Raw genomic sequence first — 22,321 nt, forward strand, 5'->3', positions numbered from 1 at the left:
CGGCCTGTTTGTTCTGATTGGCAGAAGGATTTGCCGGTGTTGCTCGCCGCGGCTGAAGCAGCCTTTGATCAGGCGACGGCGGCGACGGGCTTGCGGGAGGACTGCACGATCCACTTGCGGATGGCGCCGGCGTGCGATTCCCAGCTTCCGCTGGCGCGCACGTTCAAAAAGGCCGCGTACAGCGCATCCAGCGTCTTGCCGAAGTCGCGCAACAGCGCGACCCGCTCCTCGAACAGCACGCGGGCGTTGTCGGCGTCTTCGACGGCCGGAAGCTTCAGCGATCCACAGGCCAGCGACTCGGCGCCCAGCGTGAGGCTGTACATCAGCCCGGCCGACTCGATGACCAGGCCCGCCTTTCGGGGGACTTTCCCGCTGCGCAGGGCATCCAGTGCTTCGGGCATGCGCGTCACGCCGTCGCCGTGAAGCACGTCGCGGCCTGTCTGCCCAAAAACGCAGTCCAGATCCAGCACGCGATCGAAATAGACCGTGATCGATCCCTGATCGATGTTGATCTGCCCGTCGTGCGAATCGGCCTGCTGCCAAAGCCACAGCAGAAACTCATTGCCCAGAAAGTCCTTGGCCTGTGGGCCCTTGGCGACCCAGGGATATTCCGGCTGCTGCGATTCGCCTTCGGGGCCTGGCACAAAGCGCGTGGGGCGGAGATCTTCGTAATCGCGTCGCTTGTGCCGCGATTCGAGCATGCGAAGCCCCAGCGCCCCGGCCGACAGCGGCTGAAGCGTCAGCCCCGGAAACGTTCGCTCGAAGATCTCATGAAGCTGTTCCTCGGCTTTGATCGAGGCGTTGCAATACAGCACCCCTGCGACAAGATCCCAGAGAATCGGCACGATTTTGCTGCGGCGGAATCGACCACTGCGCATCTCATCTTCGATCTTGCGCTGCACGATCTGCTTCGCGTCGCGTTTCTGTTTTCTGGAGATGAATCCGGACGGATTGCCCCGGGCGAAGGCTTCTTCCTCCATGATCTGATACGCCTTTTTCAGCTCACCGGGGACCTTGTTGCTGTCAATGCGCAGGGCGAAGCACAGCGCGTCGGCAAAGACGTTGTGCTCGAAGCTGAACGCATCGTCCAGCACATGTCGCCCGCCGCTCCAACCGTACTCCAGCTCCTGTGGCACGCCCAGTTCGGTTGGGCGCAGGGCGTGCTCGGAGAGTCTGTCGAGCATCTCCTGCTGGACGGCATCAGGCGCCGCGCCGGTCACGGCAAAGCGGCGAAATGAGACGGAGCCGGAATCAAAGCCCATGGGCCGCGGATGGTAGCGGGCGGGCAGGCGGCACTCCAAGCCAGCGGACCTGGATCGACAGGATTCGCGCAGCCTATCCACAACCCCCGAACCGCGGCCGGCATCTCCCGCTGCTGCGGAGTGAATCTATTCGCCGAGCAGACGCGCGAACTTGGCGAAGCCATCGACCTGCATGGCAATGCGCTGATCGATCGACGGGTCGATCAATCGCCCGTCGGCGTCGAACTTCTGCCCCACGCCGGAAATGAACACCCGTAGTGGAAACACGTATGCGTTGCGGTATCCGAAGATGAGTTGAAGCTGCTCGACGGCGCGCAGCCCGCCCCAAACGCCGTTGGCCTCACCAATGAACGCCACCGGCTTACGCTCAAAGCTTTCAGGGAACTTGAGCATGTCGATGAAGTACTTGAGCACGCCGGGGAATGAGCCGTTGTATTCGGGCGTAATGACGTGCAGACCAAGCGCATCGAGCACGCGTTGCTGGAATCGCAGCATCGATGCGGGCTTGGCGGCGTAGGCACCGGGGTCGAAGACTTCCGCGGGAAGCTCAGCCAGGCTGAGCAGCTCTGCGTTGATCCCCATGTTTCGATAGTGGTCAAGCACAACCCGGGCAACCTTCATGGCGTTGGCCGCGGGACGGTTGGTTCCGCTGATCACGAGAACTGGTCGGCTCATCCTGTAACTCTCCAATTCAGTGGCTGGGTTGATCATAGGCCGAACGAGGCCGCGGCGCCGAGCTGCGGCGATGGCCGATGCATTGACAAAGGCACCTGAGCGTGTGAGTTACAGCGCCTGAAGCGAAGGAAAAAAAGAGGCGAGGCGGTCGCTTAACGTGGGTCGATCGCGCCCCCGACTCCGCGCTATCATCCCGCACAACCGCCTCGCCCCGCGATCCCCCTGGGTCGCATTCCACGCAGACGCCGCGGCCGGCGCCGCGGACAACGCCACTCGCCCGCCTTCCTGCCCTGTGCCCTGACGGGCAGCAGGCTCCCCCGGGCGACCTGGCTCCGTCCTCTGGACACGCACGCAGCCCAGAAGGTTTGCATCAACCCTGGAAAAAGGCGCGCGGCGCGCAGCCTCAGCAGCAGCTCAGCCATTGAACCTCGTCCGCGGCTTTATGGCAGGCGAATGGTCAGGGGCTCACTCTGGTTGCCGCGGCGATCCACCCCGGTCACGACCAGGCAGGTGATGCTGCGACCTGCGGCAGGTTTCAGCTCCACCGACCGCTTGCTGGCTGGGTAGGTCAAAAACTGCCATTCGTCGCCCTGCTTCATCCACACGGCCCAGAGGAACGGCGCGCGATGGAACAGGGCCGGCTGGATCTGAAGTCTGACTGCGCCGTCGGCAGCGCGCGCGGCCCGGGCGCGTGGCCTGCGCGGCGGCGTGCTGTCAAGCCACGGAGTCGCCGGCACCAGCGCCGCCTGCGCATAAGGCCCGGATTTGAGCGCGTCGTTCAGCCCGCGACGATTCTCCAGCATCGCCTTCATGCTGAAGTGAACATGTCCGGCGTCTTCGCCCAGCTTCTGGCGCGCGATCGCAATCTGATTGATGATCTGCTCTACACTCCAGCTCTTGTCGGTGTTGTCGATCTTGCTGGTGAACATGCCGGGCCACAGGTGTCGGCCAAGCGGGTTCTGCGTCTTCCAGTAATCCAGCAGCACGGGGAACGACTGCTTCTGCTGTTCGATCGGCCAGTAGAGTTGCGGCGTGAAATAATCGCACCAGCCCTGCTGGAGCCACAGCTCGGCGTCGGCGTAGAGCTTGTCGTACTGGCTGAAGCCCTCGATGCCCGGCGGACGTCGGTCGGGCCGGCCCAGGCCGAACGGGCTGATCCCGAACAGCGCCGCGCGGTCGCGCTTTCGGATGCCGGCATACAGCTTTTCGATGAAGCGGTCGATGTTCTGCCGCCGCCAGTCGGCGCGACTGAGTTTTCCGCCCTGCTGCTGGTAACGCTGCCAGGTTGGCTCGTCGGGGAAGTCGGCCCCTTTCAGATAATCAGGGTAGGGGTAAAAGTAGTCGTCAATGTGGATGCCGTCGACGGCGTACCGCTCCAGCACGTCGAAGAAGACTTTCAGCGAGTGTCTGGCCGCACGCTCGTCGCCGGGATCCAGCCATTGCCAGCCGTTGAACTCGCGGACGATCTGAGGCTGTTTTCGCGAGACGTGCCTGGGCGATCGTTCACCGACGGCCTGAGCGTGCCTGGCGCGATACGGGTTGAACCACGCGTGCAGCTCGATGCCGCGTTTGTGGGCCTGATCGATCCAGAACTTCAGCGGGTCATAGTAGGGCCTGGGCGGTTTGCCCTGTGTGCCGGTGAGGTATTCCGACCACGGCTCCAGCTTCGAGGGATACAGCGCATCGCAACTCGTTCGCACCTGAAGGATGATCGCATTGAGCTTCAGGTCGGCGGCGGTGTCGAGGATCTGGGTGATCTCCTGCTTCTGCTGCTCGGTGGACAGGCCGGGCCGGCTGGGCCAGTCGATGTTGGCGACGGTGGCGACCCAGGCGGCGCGGAACTCGCGAGGCGCCGGCGGGGGCTGTTCGGACGCCGTCGGCTCGGCCTTTGGCCGCGCCGCGCAGCCCCCAAGTGCCACGACCGCGCCCGCCAACAACATCGCGGCGCACGCAAATGCTGTTTGATTCATACTTTGCGCCTCCAGCGAGAAAAACCCTCGAAAATCCCTTGACAGGTTACCGACAGCCCAATAAATTATATAAGACTTGGCGAGGGGCCCTTTGTCAAGTCTGGATCAACGTGCCAACAGCGTCGCGCTCTTTTTGGCTGGTCCAGTGGCCGCAGTTGCTCCGGAGACCGAATCATGCGCCGATGTCGCGTCCGTTTTCCCTCCGCTTTTGCCCCGGCTTTCACGCTCGTCGAACTGCTCGTGGTCATCGGGATCATCGCCCTGCTGATCTCGGTGCTGCTGCCGGCGCTGGCCAGCGCGCGCCAGACTGCCAACGACGTCAAGTGCGCCAGCAACATCCGCCAGCTCGTCACCGCCCTGACGATGTACGCCACCTCCAACCGCGGCAAGTATCCTCCCAACCTCAACAGCGGCGCGATGTATCCCGCGCCTCCGCCCGGCCAGCCCACCGCCAACCTCTGGTACGACGCCGACCGCATTGGCCAATTCCTTCCCAAGACCGTTCAGTACACCTCGGGCAGCATTGGGGGCAATGTGTTCATCTGCCCCAACGATGAAGGCGCGGCCCGATCCTACGCGATGAACGTCTGGGCCAGCAGTGTCGCTGATCAGTTCGTGCTGAACACCGCCACCAATGGTTGGGTTTATAACCCCGATGCCGGGGCGAATCTCGCCGCGGCCGATCGGGGAACGATGTGGTCCAGCCAGACCCGCGGCGGCTCGGAACTGATCCTGTTGACCGAAAAGTACTCCGCCAACGGTGCCTCGGGCACGTATGCCGCGGGCGCGACGGTCGGTTATCAAGGCTCGACGGCGGGCATCCGTTTTGTCGGCAACCTGTCACTGGGCATGGGCCGATTCGGCACGGTGGCGACAGAGATCGACTGGTCAAGGCATCGTCGCAAGGACGACCGCGCCCGCTTCGCCTCCGAAGCACGCGGCCGGATCAACATCGGCTTTGCCGACGGGCACGTGGCGATGTTCCGCGCCGACGACCTGGCCGACCGTGCCACCGGCAAGAGCCGCCTGGTCGCACTGTGGTCACCTTTCGACCGCGCGTTGCCATAGTCCAGCGGTCGGGTACGGGCTTTGGCATCCTGCAAATCAGGCAAAAAAAGGATTGACGACCCGAAGCGCAAAGCAGTAGATTATATAAGAGAGAAAATGCTGCATGCTGGCTCCACAAATTGCATATCCCGGAGCCAGCCGGTGGGCTGAATCGAACGCATCTTTTGGAGAGGAGAAACATGCTCAACGTACGATTCCGCGCGGCGACCGTCGGTGGGTGTTTGGCGCTGGGCTCAGTTGCGATGGCCGCGCCCATGTATTCCCTGGATCCCTTGACCAGCTTTGGCGGAGGTGACGGATATCTGGCTCCCGGGGATCGAGCGTACCTGACGACCGACAATACCCAGCGAGGGCTGGCGTACAACCCGATCAACGACCATGTCTACATTGTGAACCGCGCCGGCGGGCTGTCGGTTCAGATCCTGGACGGAACCACCGGCGCGGACCTGGGAACGCTGAACACCACGGGGATCACTGGCGGAACTTTTGTGCTCAGCACCATCGCCGTCGGTGAGGACGGAGCGATCTACGCGGCCAATCTCACCACCAACAGCTCCAGCAGCCCGTTGAAGATCTATCGTTGGAACGATGAGCTGTCGGCGCCGACGGTCGCTTTCAGCGGCGCGCCCGCCGGGGCCGTGGGCGCACGCTTCGGAGACAACCTGGCAGCCCGCGGCTCAGGCGCATCCACACAACTGCTGATGGGCGGAAACAATGGCGCCGGCGCGGGCAGCATCACCTACAACAGCTACGCCGTCTTCAGCACCGCAGACGGCCTCAGCTTCAGCGGAACGGGCATGAGCATCACCGGCCCGGCCAACGGTTCACACCGGCTGGGGATCGCCTTTGCCGCGGGAAACACCGTCTACGGCAAGCAGACCGGTGCGGCAAACAACCTGGAGTATTCCACCTTCGACCTGGCCCTGGGCACCGCCAGCCGTAACAGCGGCGCGCCGTTCACACTCACCGCCAGTGGCGAAGCGCTGCTGGCGGTGGATGTGGCCAACACGCTGCTGGCCACTGCCGATGTCAGCAGCGGGATGATCCGCCTGTACGACATCCTTGATAACACCGTGAATCCCGTGCTGCTGGACAGCGAGGCGTTCCCGGGCACGCATAACGCCAACACCAATGGCACGGGGCAGATGGTCTTCGGCAACGGCAGACTTTACGTGCTGGAGAGCAACAACGGCGTGCGGGTGTTCGCGGTAGTGCCCGAACCGTCGGGGTTGACGGTCCTTGGCCTGGGGCTGAGCCTGCTGCGCCGCAGGCGATGCTGAGGCGGCCTGGAAGCACCGGCGCTTCCAGTGACGCTGGATCACCTTTCAATGGGTAGCCCCGCGTCTTTCCAGCCGCGGAAGCCGCCATCCATTGAGTAGACGTTGGTGTAGCCCATTTTTTGCAGGTTATCCGCGGCCAGGGCGGAGCGGAACCCGCCGCCGCAGTACAGCACGATTTCCGCCGACGTGTCGGGGATCTTCGTCTCGATGTCGCGCTCGATGACGCCCTTGCCGATGTGCTGGGCGCCGGGCAGGTGCCCCGCGGCCCACTCGCTTTCCTCCCGTACATCGATCAGGTGAAACGTCTGCCCGGCGTCGAGCTTTCGGCGAACGTCTTCCACCTTCAATTCACGAATGCGGCTCCTGGCGTCGTTCACGATCGCCAGGAAACGGGGTGAGTGTTTGGCCATCGTGGTGTTCCCTTTCTGCTCAACAGCAGTCCGGCCCTGATCAGGGCATCGCTGCGCGCGCGGCGGGCGGGTCGCCGGGCGCTATTCAAAGAGTGAAGTCGCGGCGAAGGACGCCCTCGCCCAATCGTCCGGTGCGAACTCATAGCGGAGCACATCCATGAGCTTTAAATCCAAACATCGCATGCGTCACGGCTCACCGTACAGCAACAGCTTTCGCCCGATCGAAACACTGGAATCGCGGCGGATGATGTCATTCGGCCCGATCATGGCCGGCACGTTCAGCGGCAGCACCGGCACAATCGACCCGGGCACCGGGCCAGCGCCCTATATCATCGACGGTACACCCTATGGCGACACCATCCAGATCAACTACAGCAATCACTTCGCGACCGGCCCGCGGCTGACCGTCCGGCGAAACGCCGAAACCGCCTTCCTGGTCATCCTCGATAACGGGCAAAGCGTACAGATCAACGGCCTTGGCGGAAGCGACTATATCCGTTTCTCCGGCTCACTGGGCGTCGCCATCACCGGCGGCGCTGGAAACGATACCATCCTTTCCGGCTCCGGCAACGACATGATCTGGGGACAGGATGGTAACGATACGATCGACGGTGGACTCGGCGCTGACATGATCATGGGCGGCTACGGCGCCGATACCGCCGACTACTCCACACGCACCACCCCCCTTCGCCTGGCGATCGATGGGCTGGCCAACGATGGCGCGCCCGGCGAGAACGACCAGATCGTCTCTGACATCGAGACCCTCGCCGGCGGATCGAGCAACGATTACCTGAATATCGGCCCGGCGTTCAGTGGCAACTACTGGTTTTACGGCAACGCGGGTAACGATACGATCCTCGGCGGACGCGGGGACGACTACATCCTCTGCGGCGCCGGCGATGACCGCGTCTTCGGCTACGATGGAATCGACCTGATCAGCGGCGAAGATGGCAACGACTCGATCCGCGGCGGCGCGGGACGCGACGTGATCTGCGGCGGATGGGGCAACGATGTGCTCTACGCCGATTCGGGCCTGGATGCCATCTATGGGGATGAAGACGACGACAAGCTCTACGGCGGCCGCGACGCCGACTATCTCTCAGGTGGAACCGGCAACGACACGATCGTGTCGCTGGGCGGCGGGCAGAGCGACACGCTGATGGGCAGCTCGGGCGTGGATCAACTGTGGTTGGACGCGGAAGCAACGGAAGTGATCTACGACGCCGGTGCTGATGCGCCGCGCAACGTGCATCGGGTCGCCACGTTCTCTGATCTGTACATCGGCTTCGACTGGGTGGACCACCCGTCGCGCGAACTTCTGGGGCAGAAGATCTGGGATCCGGCGGTGCCCAGCCCCGGACCGATGTACGTTTCTTTCGCGGGCAAGCCGTTGTTCGGCCCGGCCGGGCCGCACCCCGACGACATCCGCCAGGGTGGACTGGGCGACTGCTATTGGATGGCGGCGCTGGGCGCCGTCGCCAGGACCATGCCCGAAGTGATCCGCCAAACCGTCGTCGAGTTGGGCGATGGCACGTTCGGCGTGCACTTCTACAAGAACGGACAGAACGTGTTCCTGCGGCTGGATGCCGACCTGCCCGCTTACGGTTCCAGTCCCGCCTACGCCGGCCTGGGACACGGCGACTCGATGTGGATCCCCATCCTCGAAAAGGCATGGGCCTTTTTCCGAAAGGGGCAAGGCACCTACGCCTCGATCGAAGGCGGCTGGCCGGAACAAACCTACTGGGCGCTGGGTTTGTCCACCCAAGTCAACGCCTCCACCACCTTCAATTCACCCCAGCGGATGATCGAGGCGATCAATGAGCTGCTGAGCCGCGGCGACGCCGTCAGCTTCGTGACTAAACAGGATTCGACAACGCTGGTCGGGCTGCATGTCTACATGGTCAGCCGCGTCTGGACCGACGCCAGTGGCACGACGTGGCTGACGCTGCGCAACCCCTGGGGCAGCGATGGAACCGGCGGCGATGGCGTCGAGGACGGCTACGTAACGCTCACGGCGGCCGACGCATTCAAATCCTACGACCAGGTGGCGGGAGGACGACTGGCGTAACCAGGCAAATGGGGCGATAGGAAAACGGGGCTGCTGATGCTGGCGCGGCCTTGCGTCTGCCCAACGCCCCATCGGCGCATCATGCGCTTTGCTCGGCGAGCCTGATAGCGCTATTGTTCCGTGCGGGGACGGAGGTGACGCATGTCCGACACCGGCCAGCAACCAACGGCGGCGCCATATCCCAGCGCGGGCATTGGCAACGTCATCGCCGCCGTGCGCGAGCTTGGCCATCCGACACAGATCGGGCCGTATCACATCCTCGAGCCGATCGGCGAAGGGGGCATGGGCACGGTCTACAAGGCGCAACAGCGCGAGCCGATCAACCGCATCGTGGCGCTGAAGATCATCAAGCTGGGCATGGACACGCGGCAGGTGATCGCGCGGTTCGAGTCCGAGCGACAGGCGCTGGCGGTGATGAACCACGTCAATGTCGCCAGGGTGCTCGATGCCGGCGCCACCGAGACCGGCCGGCCTTACTTCGTGATGGAGTACGTCGCTGGCGAGCCGATCACGGCGTATGCCGATCGCCACCGGCTGACGGTGCCGCAGCGGCTGGAGCTTTTCGCGCAGGCATGCAGCGCGGTGCAGCATGCGCATCAGAAGGGAATCATCCACCGCGACATCAAGCCCTCCAATATCCTGGTCAGCGTGCAGGACGACAAGCCGCTGGTGAAGGTGATCGACTTCGGCGTGGCCAAGGCGGTGGCACAGCGGCTCACCGAACGCACGCTGTTCACCGAATCCGGGCAGCTCGTCGGCACGCCGGAGTACATGTCGCCGGAGCAGGCCGAATCGCAGTTGGCGATCGACATCGACACGCGGACGGACGTCTACTCGCTGGGGGTCGTGTTGTATGAGCTGCTCAGCGGCGCGCTGCCGTTCGATGCACGCTCGCTGCGCAGCGCCGGGTACAACGAGATCCAGCGGATCATCCGCGAGGTCGATCCCCCGCCGCCCAGCACACGGCTGAGCACGATGAAAGACGCCTTGCCGAGCGTGGCGGCCAGCCGGCAGATCGAGCCCCGGAAGCTGGGCACGCTGCTCCGCGGCGAGCTGGACTGGATCGTGATGAAATGTCTGGAGAAGGACCGCACGCGGCGATACGAGTCTGCTGCGGCGCTGGCGGCGGACGTGGCGCACTATCTCGCGGATGAGCCTGTCGCGGCCAGCCCGCCAAGCCGGCTCTATCGCGCCCGCAAGTTCGTCCGCCGCCACAAATGGGGACTGGGCGTCTCGGTGCTTCTGCTGATCGCGCTGTCGGCGGGGCTGGTGGGCACGACGATGGGCTTTGTCAACGCCCGCCGACAACGGGATGCCGCCGTCGCCGCGCGTCTGGCCGAGGCCGAGGCGCGCGAGTACGAGCGCCAGACCGACAGGTTCCTCATCGAGATGTTCACGTCGATCGATCCGGCGGAGTCGCGCGGGCGGGAGGTGCTGGTGCGCGAGGTCCTGGACCGCGCTGCCCGGCGAGTCGATGCCCAGCCGCCCCAGCACCGCATCGTCGAAGCCTATCTTCGCAAGATCTTCGGCGCGGCCTATCGGTCGCTTGGTTTGCTGGATCAGGCCGAGCGACAACTGCGCCGCGCGCTGGAGCTGGACAACCCGATCGATGAGGAATCGACGCGCCGCGTAAGCGGCACGCTCAATGACCTGGGGCTTGCGCTGCGGGACAAGGGAAAGATGGCCGAAGCGGAAACGGAGCTGCGCCGGGCGTACGCGCTTCGCCGCGGCGCTTCCGGCTCCGATCACCCCGACACGCTGGCGACGCAGTCGAACCTGGCCGACGTGCTGATGTCCACGGAGACGCCGGACAAGCTCAAGGAAGCTGATGCCCTCTTGGGCGATGCGATCGACCGGATCAAGCGGGTGGGGAGTGTCGATGCCGAGACGCGAATCAGCGTATTCAACAATCTCGCTTCGCTCCGGCTGCGACAGCACAGGATGCCCGAGGCCGAGGCGATCTATCGCGATGCACTGGCCGACGCGCGGGCGCGTCGCGGTCAGGATCATCCGATGGTCATCGGGCTGATGAACAACCTGGCGGAGCTGCTGCGTCGCCGCGGCGATGCCCGCGCCGCCGCAGACCTGCTCGCCGAGGCCCTCGAGCTGTCACGCAGGGTCAATGGTGCAGACCATCCCGACACGATCACGATCGCGAACAACACGGCGCTGGCCTGTGCGGCCGTTGGACGATTCGATGATGCCGGCAAAATCTACACCGATGCGATCGAGCGCCGTCGCCGCACGCTCGGCCAGGACGATCCCGGCACCCTGCTGCTCCGCGGCAACCATGCCCTGCTCCTCCAGCAGACCGGCAGACTGACCGAGGCCGAAGCCATCTTTCGCGACGTGCTGGATCGCCTGAAGCGCACCGCCGGCGAATCTCACCTGGACACGATCACGGCACAAAGCAACCTGGCGTGGGTGATTGCGGCGCGCGGAGACCCGGCCGGTGCCGAGTCGCTGTATCGCCAGACCATCGCCACGGCCCGTCAGACCCTCGGAGCCGACCACCCCGCCGTTGCGCTGTTCGGCATGAAGCTCGGATTCGTCCTGACGCTTCAGGGCAAGTGGACCGACGCCGAGCCGCTGTTGGCCGAGGGATACAACCGCGCCGCGGCGATGGGGATCACGTCGATCAGCCCGGCATTGCTGGTGGCCTACGGGCAGTGCCTGGCGAACCTGAACCGGCCGCGCGATGCGCTGGTGGTGCTCGAGCGCGCCGACGCGGCGACTGGCCAGATGCCCAGCCCCGACCCGCAACTGTTGCACCGCATCGCCACGGCCATGGCGCTGGCGCACGAGCAGCTCGGCGATCTCCAGCAGGCCCGGCACTGGCACGACCGCGCCCGGCAGTCGGCCACCATGCCGTCAACCGCGCCGACCACCGGTGGTTCTACTCAAAATCCAGCGAGTAGATCTTCGCCCGGCTCATCTTGAATCTCAGCACCACCGGCTCGTTGAGTGGCAGACCGATGCTGTCGCCGTTCTTCCAGGTGACCGGGGTTCGATACTGATCGCCAATGATCGGATTGCAGTCGGCGAAGCTGCGGCCGGGGATCGTCTTGCCGTAGAAGTCGGCGACCTCGACGCGGATTTCCCCGACGCGGCTGGTCAGCGCATTGATCCGCAGTTTCTGTCCCGGCAGCAGAAACGCGGGGGTGGCGAAGAAGCCTTCCAGTGGTGCCTCGATGGCCATGAGCCTGCCCTGAGGCCAGACCGCCGTGCCCCAGGCGCTGGCCTGTTTGCCGCGCGGGTACTTGTGGGGAAAGTTGTCGCCGCGGTACAGCAGCAGCCAGTCCCCGTCGCCGCGCTCGATGAGGTTCGGGTAGGCGAAGATGTCCCCGCCGTCCCACTGTCCGAACTTGTTGGTCTCCAGCAGCGGCGATCCCGGCGCCTCGTGCCAGCTCTTGCCATCGTAACTGGTGTACAGGTCGATCGCCGTCTTGTCCTCCGCCTGAATGTAGCGGGAAACGAACATCAGGTGCGATCGGCCCATGCCGGGAATCCGCGTGTAGCAATTGAGGTAGAACGTATCGGTCGGCGCCATGTCATTGCGGGTGTCGATCACGACCTCAGACAGGCCGAACTCACGGAAGTCGCTGGCTTCGGACCGTCCGATGGCTCTTCGCCCGATGAACTGATGCCGCCGCTCGTGCTTGAGCGGATAGCCGTCGGCCCGGGGCCCGACAAAGTATGTGCGGGCGTACATGACGTACTTTTTGATGTCCGCATCCCAGTAGACGCTTTGATCGCCATCGCTGACCTCCACGGAAAGCGGATCGTCCAGCCGCTTCCACTGGATGCCATCCGGCGAGACAAAGCCGAAGATCGCATGCGCTCGCCCGGGATCGGTCTCCAGGGCCATCTGCTGGATCGGGCGGCGCTTTTTGTAGGCTTCGAACCTGGCCTGATCTTCGGGCTGGTTCAGCTTCAGATCCGAATTCGACGCCGACTTGAACCGCTCCTGCGGCGGAGCGGTTGGATCGATGAACACGTGCCCACTGGGACCGCCGGGCGTCAGGTTGTTCTGCCTGCTGCCGTTGTATTCGACCAGCCCGAGGTTGGGTCGGATCCAGGTCATCCCATCCGTCGATTCCAGGTAGCAGTTGCGCGTCTGCCCGTCCTCGCCCGTGCAGGTTCCCCAGGCCATGATCTTGCCCTCGGGGGTGGGCAGAAGCTGCGTGATGGTGATGTCTTTGGCTTCCCAGGGGTACTCGGGCTTGATCTCGAGTTTGCCACCGCGTTGGGCGCGCTCGGCGACCAGCCGCACACCCCACGGGCCATCGATGTTCACGAAGTGCGCGTCGAACGGCCCGGCCATCACGCTCTTGTTCGCGAACACGCTCCTGCCGCTATCGTCCTGCCAGTCCATCTGTCCGGGACGAACCCAGTACCAGGTCGTGAAGACGATGCGCTTTCCGGCTGGATCGTAAGGCTCGCCGTAGCCCTTCTCATGCACGACGGCCTGACCGGGCGTCGCCACCAGCCAACTCAGCATCATCGCCACGAAAAAGGCCACCACTCGCAAACGCTGTTTGTTCGCACACATGTCAGAATCCTCCGCTGAAAAACCCAGATTGACGGCGCGATACCCGCGACAGTTGTATTCCTGGCGAAAGTGCGACACGCGGCCGACGCCGGCCACACCCCGCTCTACGAGCCGAGCGATTCCGGCCTGAGCGAAAGCCGCTGGCCGGCGCGCACCAAGCTTGATTCTCCATTGATCACGACCTTCTCCAGTTGTCGCAGCGGCGGCACATGCAGCACGATTGCGTCGGGTCGCCGGCGGAATTGCGCGGTGCAGGTCAGATCCAACGTTCGTCCGGAATCACGCAGCATCCACTTCAGTGTGACCGGGCCGAACTCCGTCGGCATGTTCTGGAAGATCGACTGCTGCGTGTCGCTGAGCCATGCCAGCGGCACCAGGCGCAGCAGGTGCAGTTTGCCGCGCTCGATTTCGTCGTCGATCACCGCCAGCCGCGCCAGGTAAAACGCCACCGGGTTGGCGAAGACGGTCGCGGTAATGCCATCGCGCGTTTCGCACGAAACAAAGGTCTGCCGGGAAATCGCGCCGGTAAACAGGCTGTACATGCCCTCCAGGAACCGTCGCCGATCCCCGAGCTGGTGCGTGTGGAACACGTTCCAGCTATAGCATGGCTCGGCGCTGGACATCTCGTGGATCAACCGGGCGGTTTTGGTCCACAGGAAGGTGGTGTCGGGATCGGCCGTGTGCGGGCCTTCGCGGAAGAAGTCCGCCGCGTCGCGCATGAGCGGATCGTCGGCTGGCAGCAAGCCCGCGTAGACGCCGAACATCGGCCCGGTATCGAGGTAGAAGGGATGCTCGATGCCGTAGCCGTTGGAGTCGTCGGCGCTGAGCGCCATCGGCACGATCGTGCGTTCCCGACCCGAGCGATCCTTCCATTTGGGCATGCGGGCGGCCTTGGCGCGCAACGCGGCGACGATCGCGGCGCGATAGTCCTCTGCCTCACGCTGCACTTCCGCCGCACACGGATGATGGCTCATCGCCAGCGCCCGCGACGTCTCCGCCAGACCCTTGTAATTCCACCCGTCGCTCCAGAACGACTGAAGCGGATCCTTCTTGTCCGAAGCCGATGCCGAGGGCATGATCCCCTCGACTTCCGGCGGCTTTCGCGGCAGGCGGCGGGCATCGCGGACGAACTCGTACCCCTTCAAAAGCGCCGGCGTCCACTTCTGGATGAATGGCTGGTCTCCCGTGAGCATTGCGTGCCGCGCCGCCGTGTACATCACCGCCCCGTGATCCGTCAGCCACTGGTACCCCGCATCGACCTCCCTGGGCACCCCGAAGTACCCGGGATGCTGCGGAAAGATATCGCCCGGAGGCTTGACTTCGCCCTGCCGCAGGCGGTGGATCTCCAGGTATTTCTCCACCTCGTCATGCCAGCCCAGCGGATCCAGCAGCATGTGGCTGACCATGCTCGTCGGGGTGATCCAGAGCTTGGCGTAAATCATCGAGCCTGAAAGAAGCGTCTTCTGACCGGTGCTCGGGATCGTCGTCGAAATCATCCGAGCCAGCCGAACGCTGTTGAAGATCGCTTCGTTAATCAGCGGCTCGGGAGTACGGACAGTCGCGGCGGTTGGCGGGCGCGGCGTCCAGAAGCGGTTGGCCTCCGCCAGCGCTGTCTCCCACGCCATGGCCAGCTCCTTCTCCAGCGTTGCGCGATCGGCCTGAACCACCGGAAGGATCAGGTCGACGTGCGATCCTTCAACTGCGGGCATGGAGATGAAAAGGTAGCAGTCGCGTCCTTCATCGGGGCGGGGTGTGAACCGCAGCGTCCGCACCGCCCCCGGCACGACCGCCAGACGCACACGTCCGTCTTCCTCCATCAGCAGCCCGCCGGTGCCCGCGGCCGCAGCGATCGGCTCCAGGCGCAGCGAGTGGGGATAGGTCGAGAGCTGCGGCAACACCATCGCGTTTTCATGCTCGAGCATCCGAAAACGAATGTGCGGAGCATTCAGCCGGATCAAAAAGCCACACTCCGGTGCGCTTGCCGAGGGATCGCGCCGTGACACTTCCAACCGGATGCGACCGAACATCGGTTCCTCGCCCGTCTGCGGCTCGCCGCCGCCGAGCATGTGGGCAAAGACCAGGTATCGCAGCTCGATTCCCCGCATCGGACCTTGATCAAGCTTCCATCGCGTCCACAGCACCGGCGCCGCGTCGGGGGTCCACCCCTGGTCGCCCATCTCGCTGCCGTCCGGCATCGAAAGCTGGTGCTCGTCCTGTCGCGGCGGAATGATCGTGCCGTCGTGCGACGGCGTGAACGTGAGCTGCACGCCCTCGCGCCACTGCGGCGTGCCCGGCGGACGCCCAAGATGCTGCCCGGGCACCGGCAACGCGAAGGTCGTCCCGTCGTACACGACATTGATCCGATGCTGGTGATCTCTCCAGCCCACCGGTGTCACCAGCTTCGGAAAATCCGGCCACCACCGGCTGGCGATCTCCACGTTCGGCTCCGTTTCGTCGGCCATGCCCCACGAGGTCATCCCCATGACCAGCAGCAATCCGAATAGCGCGATCAGTGTCCACATCTGTTGAATCTCCTTGCACACTTCAAAGCCTGATCGATGCACCCTGTTGGGCGCGATGCTCGCGACCGTTGATCACAATCTTTTCCAATCCCTTCACTGGCGGCGCATGCAGCAGCACCGCCTGCGGCGCGCGGCGGAATGACGGCGCGTACTGCACCTGAAGCGTCCTGCCGCCGTCGGCGAGCTGCCACTTCAGCGTCACCGGGCCGAACTCGGTCGGCATGTTCTCGAATCGCGTCTGTTCGGTGGCACTGCACCACGCCAGCGGCACCAGGCGCAACAGATGCAGTGTGCCGGGTTCGACTTCATCATCGACGACCGCCAGCCGCGCCAGCTCCACCGCCAGCGTGGCCGAGAAGACGTTTTCCGTGATCCCGCCGATGGTTTCGCAGGAAACGAAGGTCTGTCGCGAGATCGCGCCCGTGAACAGGCTGTACATGCACTCCAGGTACCGCTGCCGATCACCAAGCTGATGACTGTGAAATGCGTTCCAACTGGCGCACGGCAGGCCGCTGGAGACTTCGTGAACCAGGCGCGGCTTGACATTCCAGTCCAGCTCGCCGATGACCGCCTCGCGTGTGTGGGGTCCCTGGCGGAAGAACTCCACCGCGTCGCGCATGAGCGGATCATCCGCCCGCAGCACGCCCGCCCACACCAGCATCATCGGCCCGGTATCGAGGTAGAAGGGATGCTCGTGTCCCAGGCCATCGGCGTCGTCGGTGCTGAGGGTCATGGGAACGATGGATCGCGCCCGGCCGGAGGCGTCGGTCCAGCGCGGCTGCCGCGCCGCCTTGGCACGCAGGGCTGCGATGATCGCCTGGCGATACTCGTCGCACTCGCGCTCGAATTCCTCGGCGCGCGGATGTTGCAGAACGCGAAGCAGGCGAGCCGCCGTCGCCAGCGCCTTGTAATTCCATCCGTCGCTCCAGACCGCCTGCATCGGGCGTGAAATGTCGGTCGCCTCGGCCGGGGGCAGCACGCCCGGCGCGCCCGGAGCGGCGCGCGGCAGGCGTCGCGCTTGTTTGATGAAGTCGCAGGCTTTGAGGATTGGATCCTGCCAGCGCCGGATGAACTGCTGGTCTGCCGTGAGCAGCGCATGCCGCGCCGCCGTGTGCAGAACCGCACCGTGGTCCGTCATCCAGTGATTGCCCGAATCCAGCACATCCGGAGTTCCAAAGTGCCCGGGATGCGGCTGGAACTCCGGTCCGGGCGGGCGCCGCCGGCCCTGCTCCTGCCGGTAAATCTCCAGATACCTGTCCACATCGTCGTGCCAGCCGAGCGGATCCAGCAGCATCTGCTTGGTCATGCACGTGGGCGTGACCCACAGGTAGCTATAGTGCATCGCTCCGGTGAGCAGCGAGCGCTGACGCGTTTGGGGGACCGTCGTGCTGATCATCCGCGCCAGGCGAACGCTGTGCTGGATCGCCGCGTTGATCAGCGGCTCGGGCGTGTGCACCAGCGCAGCCGTCGCCGGACGCGCAGACCAGAATGCCTCAGTCTGTTGCAGCGCGCCGTCGTAACCAATCGCCAGTTCATCGGCGATGGCGGCGCGGTCGGAGGGCACCATCGGCACAAGCAGGTCCACCTGCGCCCCGGCCGTCGCGGGCAGGATGATCTGAAGGAAATGATCTCGCTGCTTGTCGCTCGGCGGCAGATGTCTGATCGACCGGGCATCGCCGCCCGGCAGCACCACCAGACGCACCTTGCGATCATCCTCCACAAGGAAGGCTCCGGGGCGATGCTCCTGCCCGCCGGGGTCCAGGCGCAGTCGTCCGGGATACGTGGACAGGGCCGGCATGACGCGACAGGTCTGGTCGCGCGACATGTCGAATCGCATGTGCGGCGAGGCGACTTTGACGAACACGTTGCACTCATCGGCCGTCGCTTGCGCCGCGCGCTCGACGACCTCCAGGCGGATCCAGGCAAACACCGGCTCTTCGCCCGTGCGCGCTTCTGCGCCGCCGGACATATGCGCGAACGCGGATTGGCGCAGCGTGATCCCCGCCGGCGTGCCGGTGTCATGGCGCCAGCGCGTCCACAGCACTGGCGCGGCACACTCATGCCATCCCTGATCTCCGACGCGATTCCCGTTGGGCAGTGCAAGCTGATGCTGCTCGGTCGGCTGGCGAGGCAAAGTGCCGTCAGGCGAAGGGTAGAAGCCAAGCTGCACGCCTTCGAGCGGCTGGCCCGTATCCCACGGATGTCGCAGCAGCTTCTGTGGCTGCGGCAGCCCGATGATCGTGCCGTCGTACACGACGCAGAAGCGATGGGGATGATCCCGCCAGGCGATTGGCGTGACGACGTTGCGCAGCTCGGCCCACCACGTGCTGGCGAGGGCGACGCTCGGCTCCTCGGCGGCCTGAGCCATCGCGTGGGAAATCGTCCACAGCACGAGCAGCACGGCCAGGATCAACCACCAACAGGTTCGCACGAGAATCTCCTCCTGCACATCGCGCGGATGTCAAATCGGATCGAGCTTCACCGGAATGTTCGGATCCGCCTGATGCTCGCGACCGTTCACGACGATCTTCTCCAGCCCCGGCACCGGTGGAGCATGCAGCAGCACCGCCTGCGGCGCGCGGCGGAATGACGGCGCGTACTGCACCTGAAGCGTCCTGCCGCCGTCGGCGAGCTGCCACTTCAGCGTCACCGGGCCGAACTCGGTCGGCATGTTCTCGAATCGCGTCTGTTCGGTGGCACTGCACCACGCCAGCGGCACCAGGCGCATCAGATGCAGTGTGCCGGGTTCGACTTCATCATCGACGACCGCCAGCCGCACAAGATTGATGCCCAGGGGGGCGGCGAAGACGTTCTCGGTGATGCCGCCGCGCGTTTCGCACGAGATGTATGTCTGGGTTGACATGGCCCCAAGGAAGATGCTGTACATGCCCTCGAGAAAACGCTGCCGGTCAGCGAGCTGGTGGCTGTGGAAGACGTTCCAGCTATAGCATGGCTCGGCGTTTGACATCTCATGCACGAGCATCGCGGCGTTCTTCCAATCAAAACGCTCGTCCCGCTTTTCGCCGCGTGTGTGCGGACCCTGGCGGAAGAACTCAACGGCGTCGATCATGAGCGGATCATCGGCCGGCAGGACGCCCGCCCAGACGCCGAACATCGGGCCGGTGTCCAGGTAGAACGGATGCTGCGCGCTGTAGCCGTCAGTGTCTTCATCGCTGACGGTCATCGGCACCAGCGTGCGATCCTTTCCCGAGGCATCCTTCCACGTGGGCATCCGCGCGGCCTTGGCGCGGAAGGCCCTGACGATCGCCTGGCGGTAGTCTTCCGCTTCACGCTGCATTTCCGAGGCCAGGGGATGGTTGATCCGCTGGAACAGCCGCGCCGTCGCCGACAGGCCCTTATAGTTCCACGCGTCGCTCCAGAACGACTGGATCGGCCGAGAGATGTCCGAAGCCGACGCCGTCGGCATGACCCCCTGCGCCTGCGGCGGCTGGCGCGGCAGGCGGCGGGAATCGCGGATGAACTCATAGCCCCTGATCAGCGCCGGCGTCCACTTCTCGATGAACGCCAGGTCGTCCGTGAGCATCGCATGTCTTGCGGCGGTAAGCATCACCGCGCCGTGATCGGTGAGCCACTGGTTGCCCGAGTCGATCGGTGCCGGCACCCCAAAGTACCCCGGATGTTGCGGGTAATTGGGTCCCGGCGCTTTCACTTTGCCCTGTTCCTCACGGTGGATCTCCAGGTACTTGTCCACGTCCTGGTGCCACCCGAGCGGGTCCAGCAACATGTGGCTGGTCATGCTGGTGGGCGTGATCCAGAGCATGGAATAGACCATCGACCCCGAGAGCAGCGTCTTCTGGCGGGTTTGGGGAATCGTCAGCGAGATCATTCGCGACAGCTTGAGGTTGTGTTTGATGGCGGCGTTGATCAGCGGCTCGGGCGTGTGGATTTGCGCGGCGGTTGCGGGGCGCGGCGACCAGAAGGCATTGGCCTGTTGGAGGGCGCCTTCCCATCGCAGCCTCGCCTCCGCCACGAAGTCTTCGCGTGGCTGCCGCAGCATGGGAACCAGAAGATCGACATGCCTGCCCGCTGTAGCGGGCATCGTGACGCAGATGAACTGATCGTTGGATCCCTGGGCAGGCGGGATGAACCGCGCCCTGTCCGCACCGTTGAGCACTCCCATGCGAACCTTACCGTCCGGCTCGATGATCAGCAGCGCACCAGAGGCATCCGGCTCGGGGTGCAGCTTGCGTGGGTACAGCGATTGCTCGGACTGCACCCGGAAGTTGTTGGCTTCAATCATGTCGAACTTGATGTGCGGCGAATTGATACGAACGAAGAAGCTGACCTGCTCGGCCCTGGCCGTTGCCTCACGCGCGGTGACTTGCAGTCGGATCCAGCAGTACATCGGCTCCAGACCTGTGAGCGAGTCTCCGCCGCCGGATTTGTGCGCGAAAACGAAGCTTCGCAGCTCCAGTCCTGCCAGGGGGCTGGTCGGTTCCTGCGGTTTCCATCGTGTCCAGAGCACGGGGGCGGGGTCATCGGTCCATCCCTGGTCGCCGACACGCCTGCCGCCAAACATCGCGATCGATTCCTGCGTCGAGGGCGGGGCACGGTCCGGCTCCGCCGATGGCCAGAACCCAAGCTGCACGCCCGCCAGCGGATCACTGGCGTCGCTGTCCGGCTGCGAGGGCTTGGACGGCGGGCGCGCGATGATCGTGCCGTCATAAACAACGTTGAACCGATGCATGTGATCGCGCCAGCCAACGGGCGTGATGACATTGGTCAGTTCCGGCCACCAGGTCCGGGCGAGGTTGACATTGGGTTCCTCGGCCTGTGACCAGGCCCCCAGAATCGACAGCAGGACGGAGACGATTGAGACAGTTGTTCTTCGCATATTGTTTCGGTTACCAGAACCACGCATAGATGCCGATCCAGATCGCCGCGTATGTGCCGCCCCACAGCCACAGGCTCTGATACCACGCACGGCCGGTGGTACCTGACGACAGTTGCCACAGCAGCGCCGGACGCCAGAGGAATGGTCGCCAGCGATGCTCCGGTGGAGGCGGACTGAGCAGCGAAGCCGCCACCACCAGCGCCATGGTCAGCACCTGGGCGATGAACGCGATGTAGAGCCAGTGAAGATCTGTCCAGAGGCGAGGCAGCCACACGCCGAGAGCGATCTGGATAACCAGCCCGCCGATGATCCCCACCACTGCCGCCGCGTAGGTCGTGCGTTTCCAGAAGATTCCCAGGAGCATGACGGAGATGAACGGGGTGGCCAGATACGTCACGGCTGTCTGGAAGTACCGGAAGATGCCTCCGAATTTGGGCACCAGCGGCGCCAGGGCCGCAGCCAGGACCAGCGCCGCCAGGGAGGCGATTCGCCCGACGACGACGGTTTGGCGGTCGGTAGCGTGCGGGGCAATCAGCTTGCGATACACTTCCAGGGAAAACAGGGTAGCGGTGGAATTGGACAGCGCGCTGAGGGTGGACATGACCGCCGCAACGAAACCTGCCAGCACGATGCCGCGCAGCCCCCATTCCGGAGAGAGCGTGCGCAGCACGAAGGGAAAGGCCAGGTCCGGATTGTCCAGTGGCTGGCTGCGACCCATCACATGAATCCAGTGATAGACGACGAACCCCAGGAAGCAGGTGACCAGTGGTCGCAGCAGGTTGATGAATCCGGCAAAGATGATGCCCATCATGCCGTCCCAGGTCGATCGCGCCCCCAGGACTCGCTGCACCATCACCTGGTTGCCGGCCTGATAGAACAGGAACACGCCCAGCGAAGCGGCCACAAGCCCCAGGAAAGGCGCGTCCGCATCGTTAGGCGGTTGGTAAAGCCTGAAACGATCGGGTCTGGCCTCCACCATCGCCTGCCACCCCCCGGGAACGTGCGACAGCGCGTAGAAGAACAGCACCAGCCCGCCACCAACCAGCATCAGACACTGCACCGCATCGGTCCACATGACCGACACCAGCCCGCCTTTGACGGTGTAGGCGGCGACAAGAGCCAGCATCATCCACAGCACGATCTGCTGCCCCCAGGGCGCCAGGTCCTCTGGCCAGTGGATCAATTGCGAGATCGCAAGGCTGCCCCCATACAGTACCGGCACCAGGAAAACGACAACGTACGCGCCGAGCATGACCCAGCTATACAGGTCACGGCACAGTGGGCCGAAGCGCCGGTCCAGCAGGTCCGCCACCGTCGTCACACGATTGTGCAGGTACAGCGGAATGAACAGGACAATCAGCAGCAGGTACGTCGGCAGGGTCCACCACTCCCAGTTGGCGATGAGCATTCCCTTGGAGTAGGCGGCGCCGACGGTGCCGACGATCTGCTCGCTGGAGACGCTGGTTGAAACGAACGCACTGCCGATGATCCACCAGGGCATTTTCCCCGAGGCCAGGAAGTAGCCTTCGGCCGTTTCGCTGCGACGTCGCGCCGCCCACAATCCGATCACCAGCACGATCAACAGCGATGCGGCGACGATGAGCAAATCGAGGCGGTTCATGTGTGGCTTGCGGCGCGTTGCTCTTGTCTGTGCCTGAC

General features: G+C 64.4%; 13 protein-coding genes. 4 read left to right on the forward strand and 9 right to left on the reverse strand.

Annotation, left to right across the window (positions count from 1 at the left end):
• Nucleotides 1-68: 68 nt before the first annotated feature.
• The 3 genes from ACQS5P_RS01125 to ACQS5P_RS01135 form a co-directional block, all read right to left on the reverse strand.
• Entirely contained in the window at nt 69-1,262 is a 1,194-nt protein-coding gene (locus tag ACQS5P_RS01125; RefSeq protein ID WP_428939063.1) for a hypothetical protein, read from the reverse strand.
• A gap of 126 nt (nt 1,263-1,388) precedes the next feature.
• Complete coding sequence (locus tag ACQS5P_RS01130; RefSeq protein WP_428939064.1) at nt 1,389-1,937, reverse strand: NADPH-dependent FMN reductase; 549 nt, start codon at nt 1,935-1,937, stop codon at nt 1,389-1,391.
• 440 nt (nt 1,938-2,377) lie between these two features.
• A complete protein-coding gene (locus ACQS5P_RS01135) occupies nt 2,378-3,907 on the reverse strand; it encodes a glycoside hydrolase family 10 protein (RefSeq protein WP_428939065.1) in 1,530 nt (509 codons plus the stop codon).
• A gap of 174 nt (nt 3,908-4,081) precedes the next feature.
• On the opposite strand from ACQS5P_RS01135, the gene ACQS5P_RS01140 reads away from it, so the two are divergent.
• Together ACQS5P_RS01140 and ACQS5P_RS01145 are read left to right on the forward strand one after the other, a co-directional pair.
• A complete protein-coding gene (locus ACQS5P_RS01140; protein WP_428939066.1) occupies nt 4,082-4,975 on the forward strand; it encodes a type II secretion system protein in 894 nt (297 codons plus the stop codon).
• Nucleotides 4,976-5,154: 179 nt separating this feature from the next.
• Entirely contained in the window at nt 5,155-6,255 is a 1,101-nt protein-coding gene (locus ACQS5P_RS01145) for a DUF4623 domain-containing protein (protein ID WP_428939067.1), read from the forward strand.
• A 38-nt stretch (nt 6,256-6,293) separates the two neighbouring features.
• Here ACQS5P_RS01145 and ACQS5P_RS01150 read toward each other — a convergent pair whose 3' ends face one another.
• Entirely contained in the window at nt 6,294-6,665 is a 372-nt protein-coding gene (locus ACQS5P_RS01150) for a rhodanese-like domain-containing protein (RefSeq protein ID WP_428939068.1), read from the reverse strand.
• Between the two features lie 157 nt (nt 6,666-6,822).
• Here ACQS5P_RS01150 and ACQS5P_RS01155 point away from each other — a divergent pair, with 157 nt between their 5' ends.
• The gene (locus ACQS5P_RS01155) at nt 6,823-8,733 is read left to right on the forward strand and encodes a C2 family cysteine protease (protein ID WP_428939069.1); all 1,911 of its coding nucleotides are present in this window, start codon (nt 6,823-6,825) and stop codon (nt 8,731-8,733) included.
• 141 nt (nt 8,734-8,874) lie between these two features.
• Nucleotides 8,875-11,673: a tetratricopeptide repeat protein gene (locus ACQS5P_RS01160; RefSeq protein WP_428939070.1), complete on the forward strand. Its 2,799-nt coding sequence runs from the start codon at nt 8,875-8,877 to the stop codon at nt 11,671-11,673.
• On the opposite strand, the gene ACQS5P_RS01165 is transcribed toward ACQS5P_RS01160, so the two are convergent.
• From ACQS5P_RS01165 to ACQS5P_RS01185, 5 genes are all read right to left on the reverse strand, one after another.
• On the reverse strand, nt 11,630-13,285 hold the full coding sequence (locus ACQS5P_RS01165; RefSeq protein WP_428939071.1) for a hypothetical protein: 1,656 nt from the start codon (nt 13,283-13,285) through the stop codon (nt 11,630-11,632). The two genes, ACQS5P_RS01160 and ACQS5P_RS01165, sit on opposite strands and share 44 nt — an antisense overlap.
• 104 nt (nt 13,286-13,389) lie before the next feature.
• Nucleotides 13,390-15,807 (reverse strand): hypothetical protein, encoded by a 2,418-nt coding sequence (locus ACQS5P_RS01170; protein ID WP_428939072.1) that lies wholly within the window; start codon nt 15,805-15,807, stop codon nt 13,390-13,392.
• Between the two features lie 22 nt (nt 15,808-15,829).
• Nucleotides 15,830-18,238 carry a hypothetical protein gene (locus ACQS5P_RS01175; protein WP_428939073.1) on the reverse strand — a complete coding sequence of 803 codons (2,409 nt, stop codon included), beginning with the start codon at nt 18,236-18,238 and terminating at the stop codon, nt 15,830-15,832.
• A 30-nt stretch (nt 18,239-18,268) separates the two neighbouring features.
• Nucleotides 18,269-20,662 (reverse strand): hypothetical protein, encoded by a 2,394-nt coding sequence (locus ACQS5P_RS01180; protein ID WP_428939074.1) that lies wholly within the window; start codon nt 20,660-20,662, stop codon nt 18,269-18,271.
• A 10-nt stretch (nt 20,663-20,672) separates the two neighbouring features.
• Nucleotides 20,673-22,283 carry an SLC5 family protein gene (locus ACQS5P_RS01185; protein WP_428939075.1) on the reverse strand — a complete coding sequence of 537 codons (1,611 nt, stop codon included), beginning with the start codon at nt 22,281-22,283 and terminating at the stop codon, nt 20,673-20,675.
• Between the last annotated feature and the right edge of the window lie 38 nt (nt 22,284-22,321).

It is taken from the genome of Fontivita pretiosa, from assembly GCF_050410795.1.
Lineage (GTDB): Bacteria > Planctomycetota > Phycisphaerae > Tepidisphaerales > Tepidisphaeraceae > Fontivita > Fontivita pretiosa.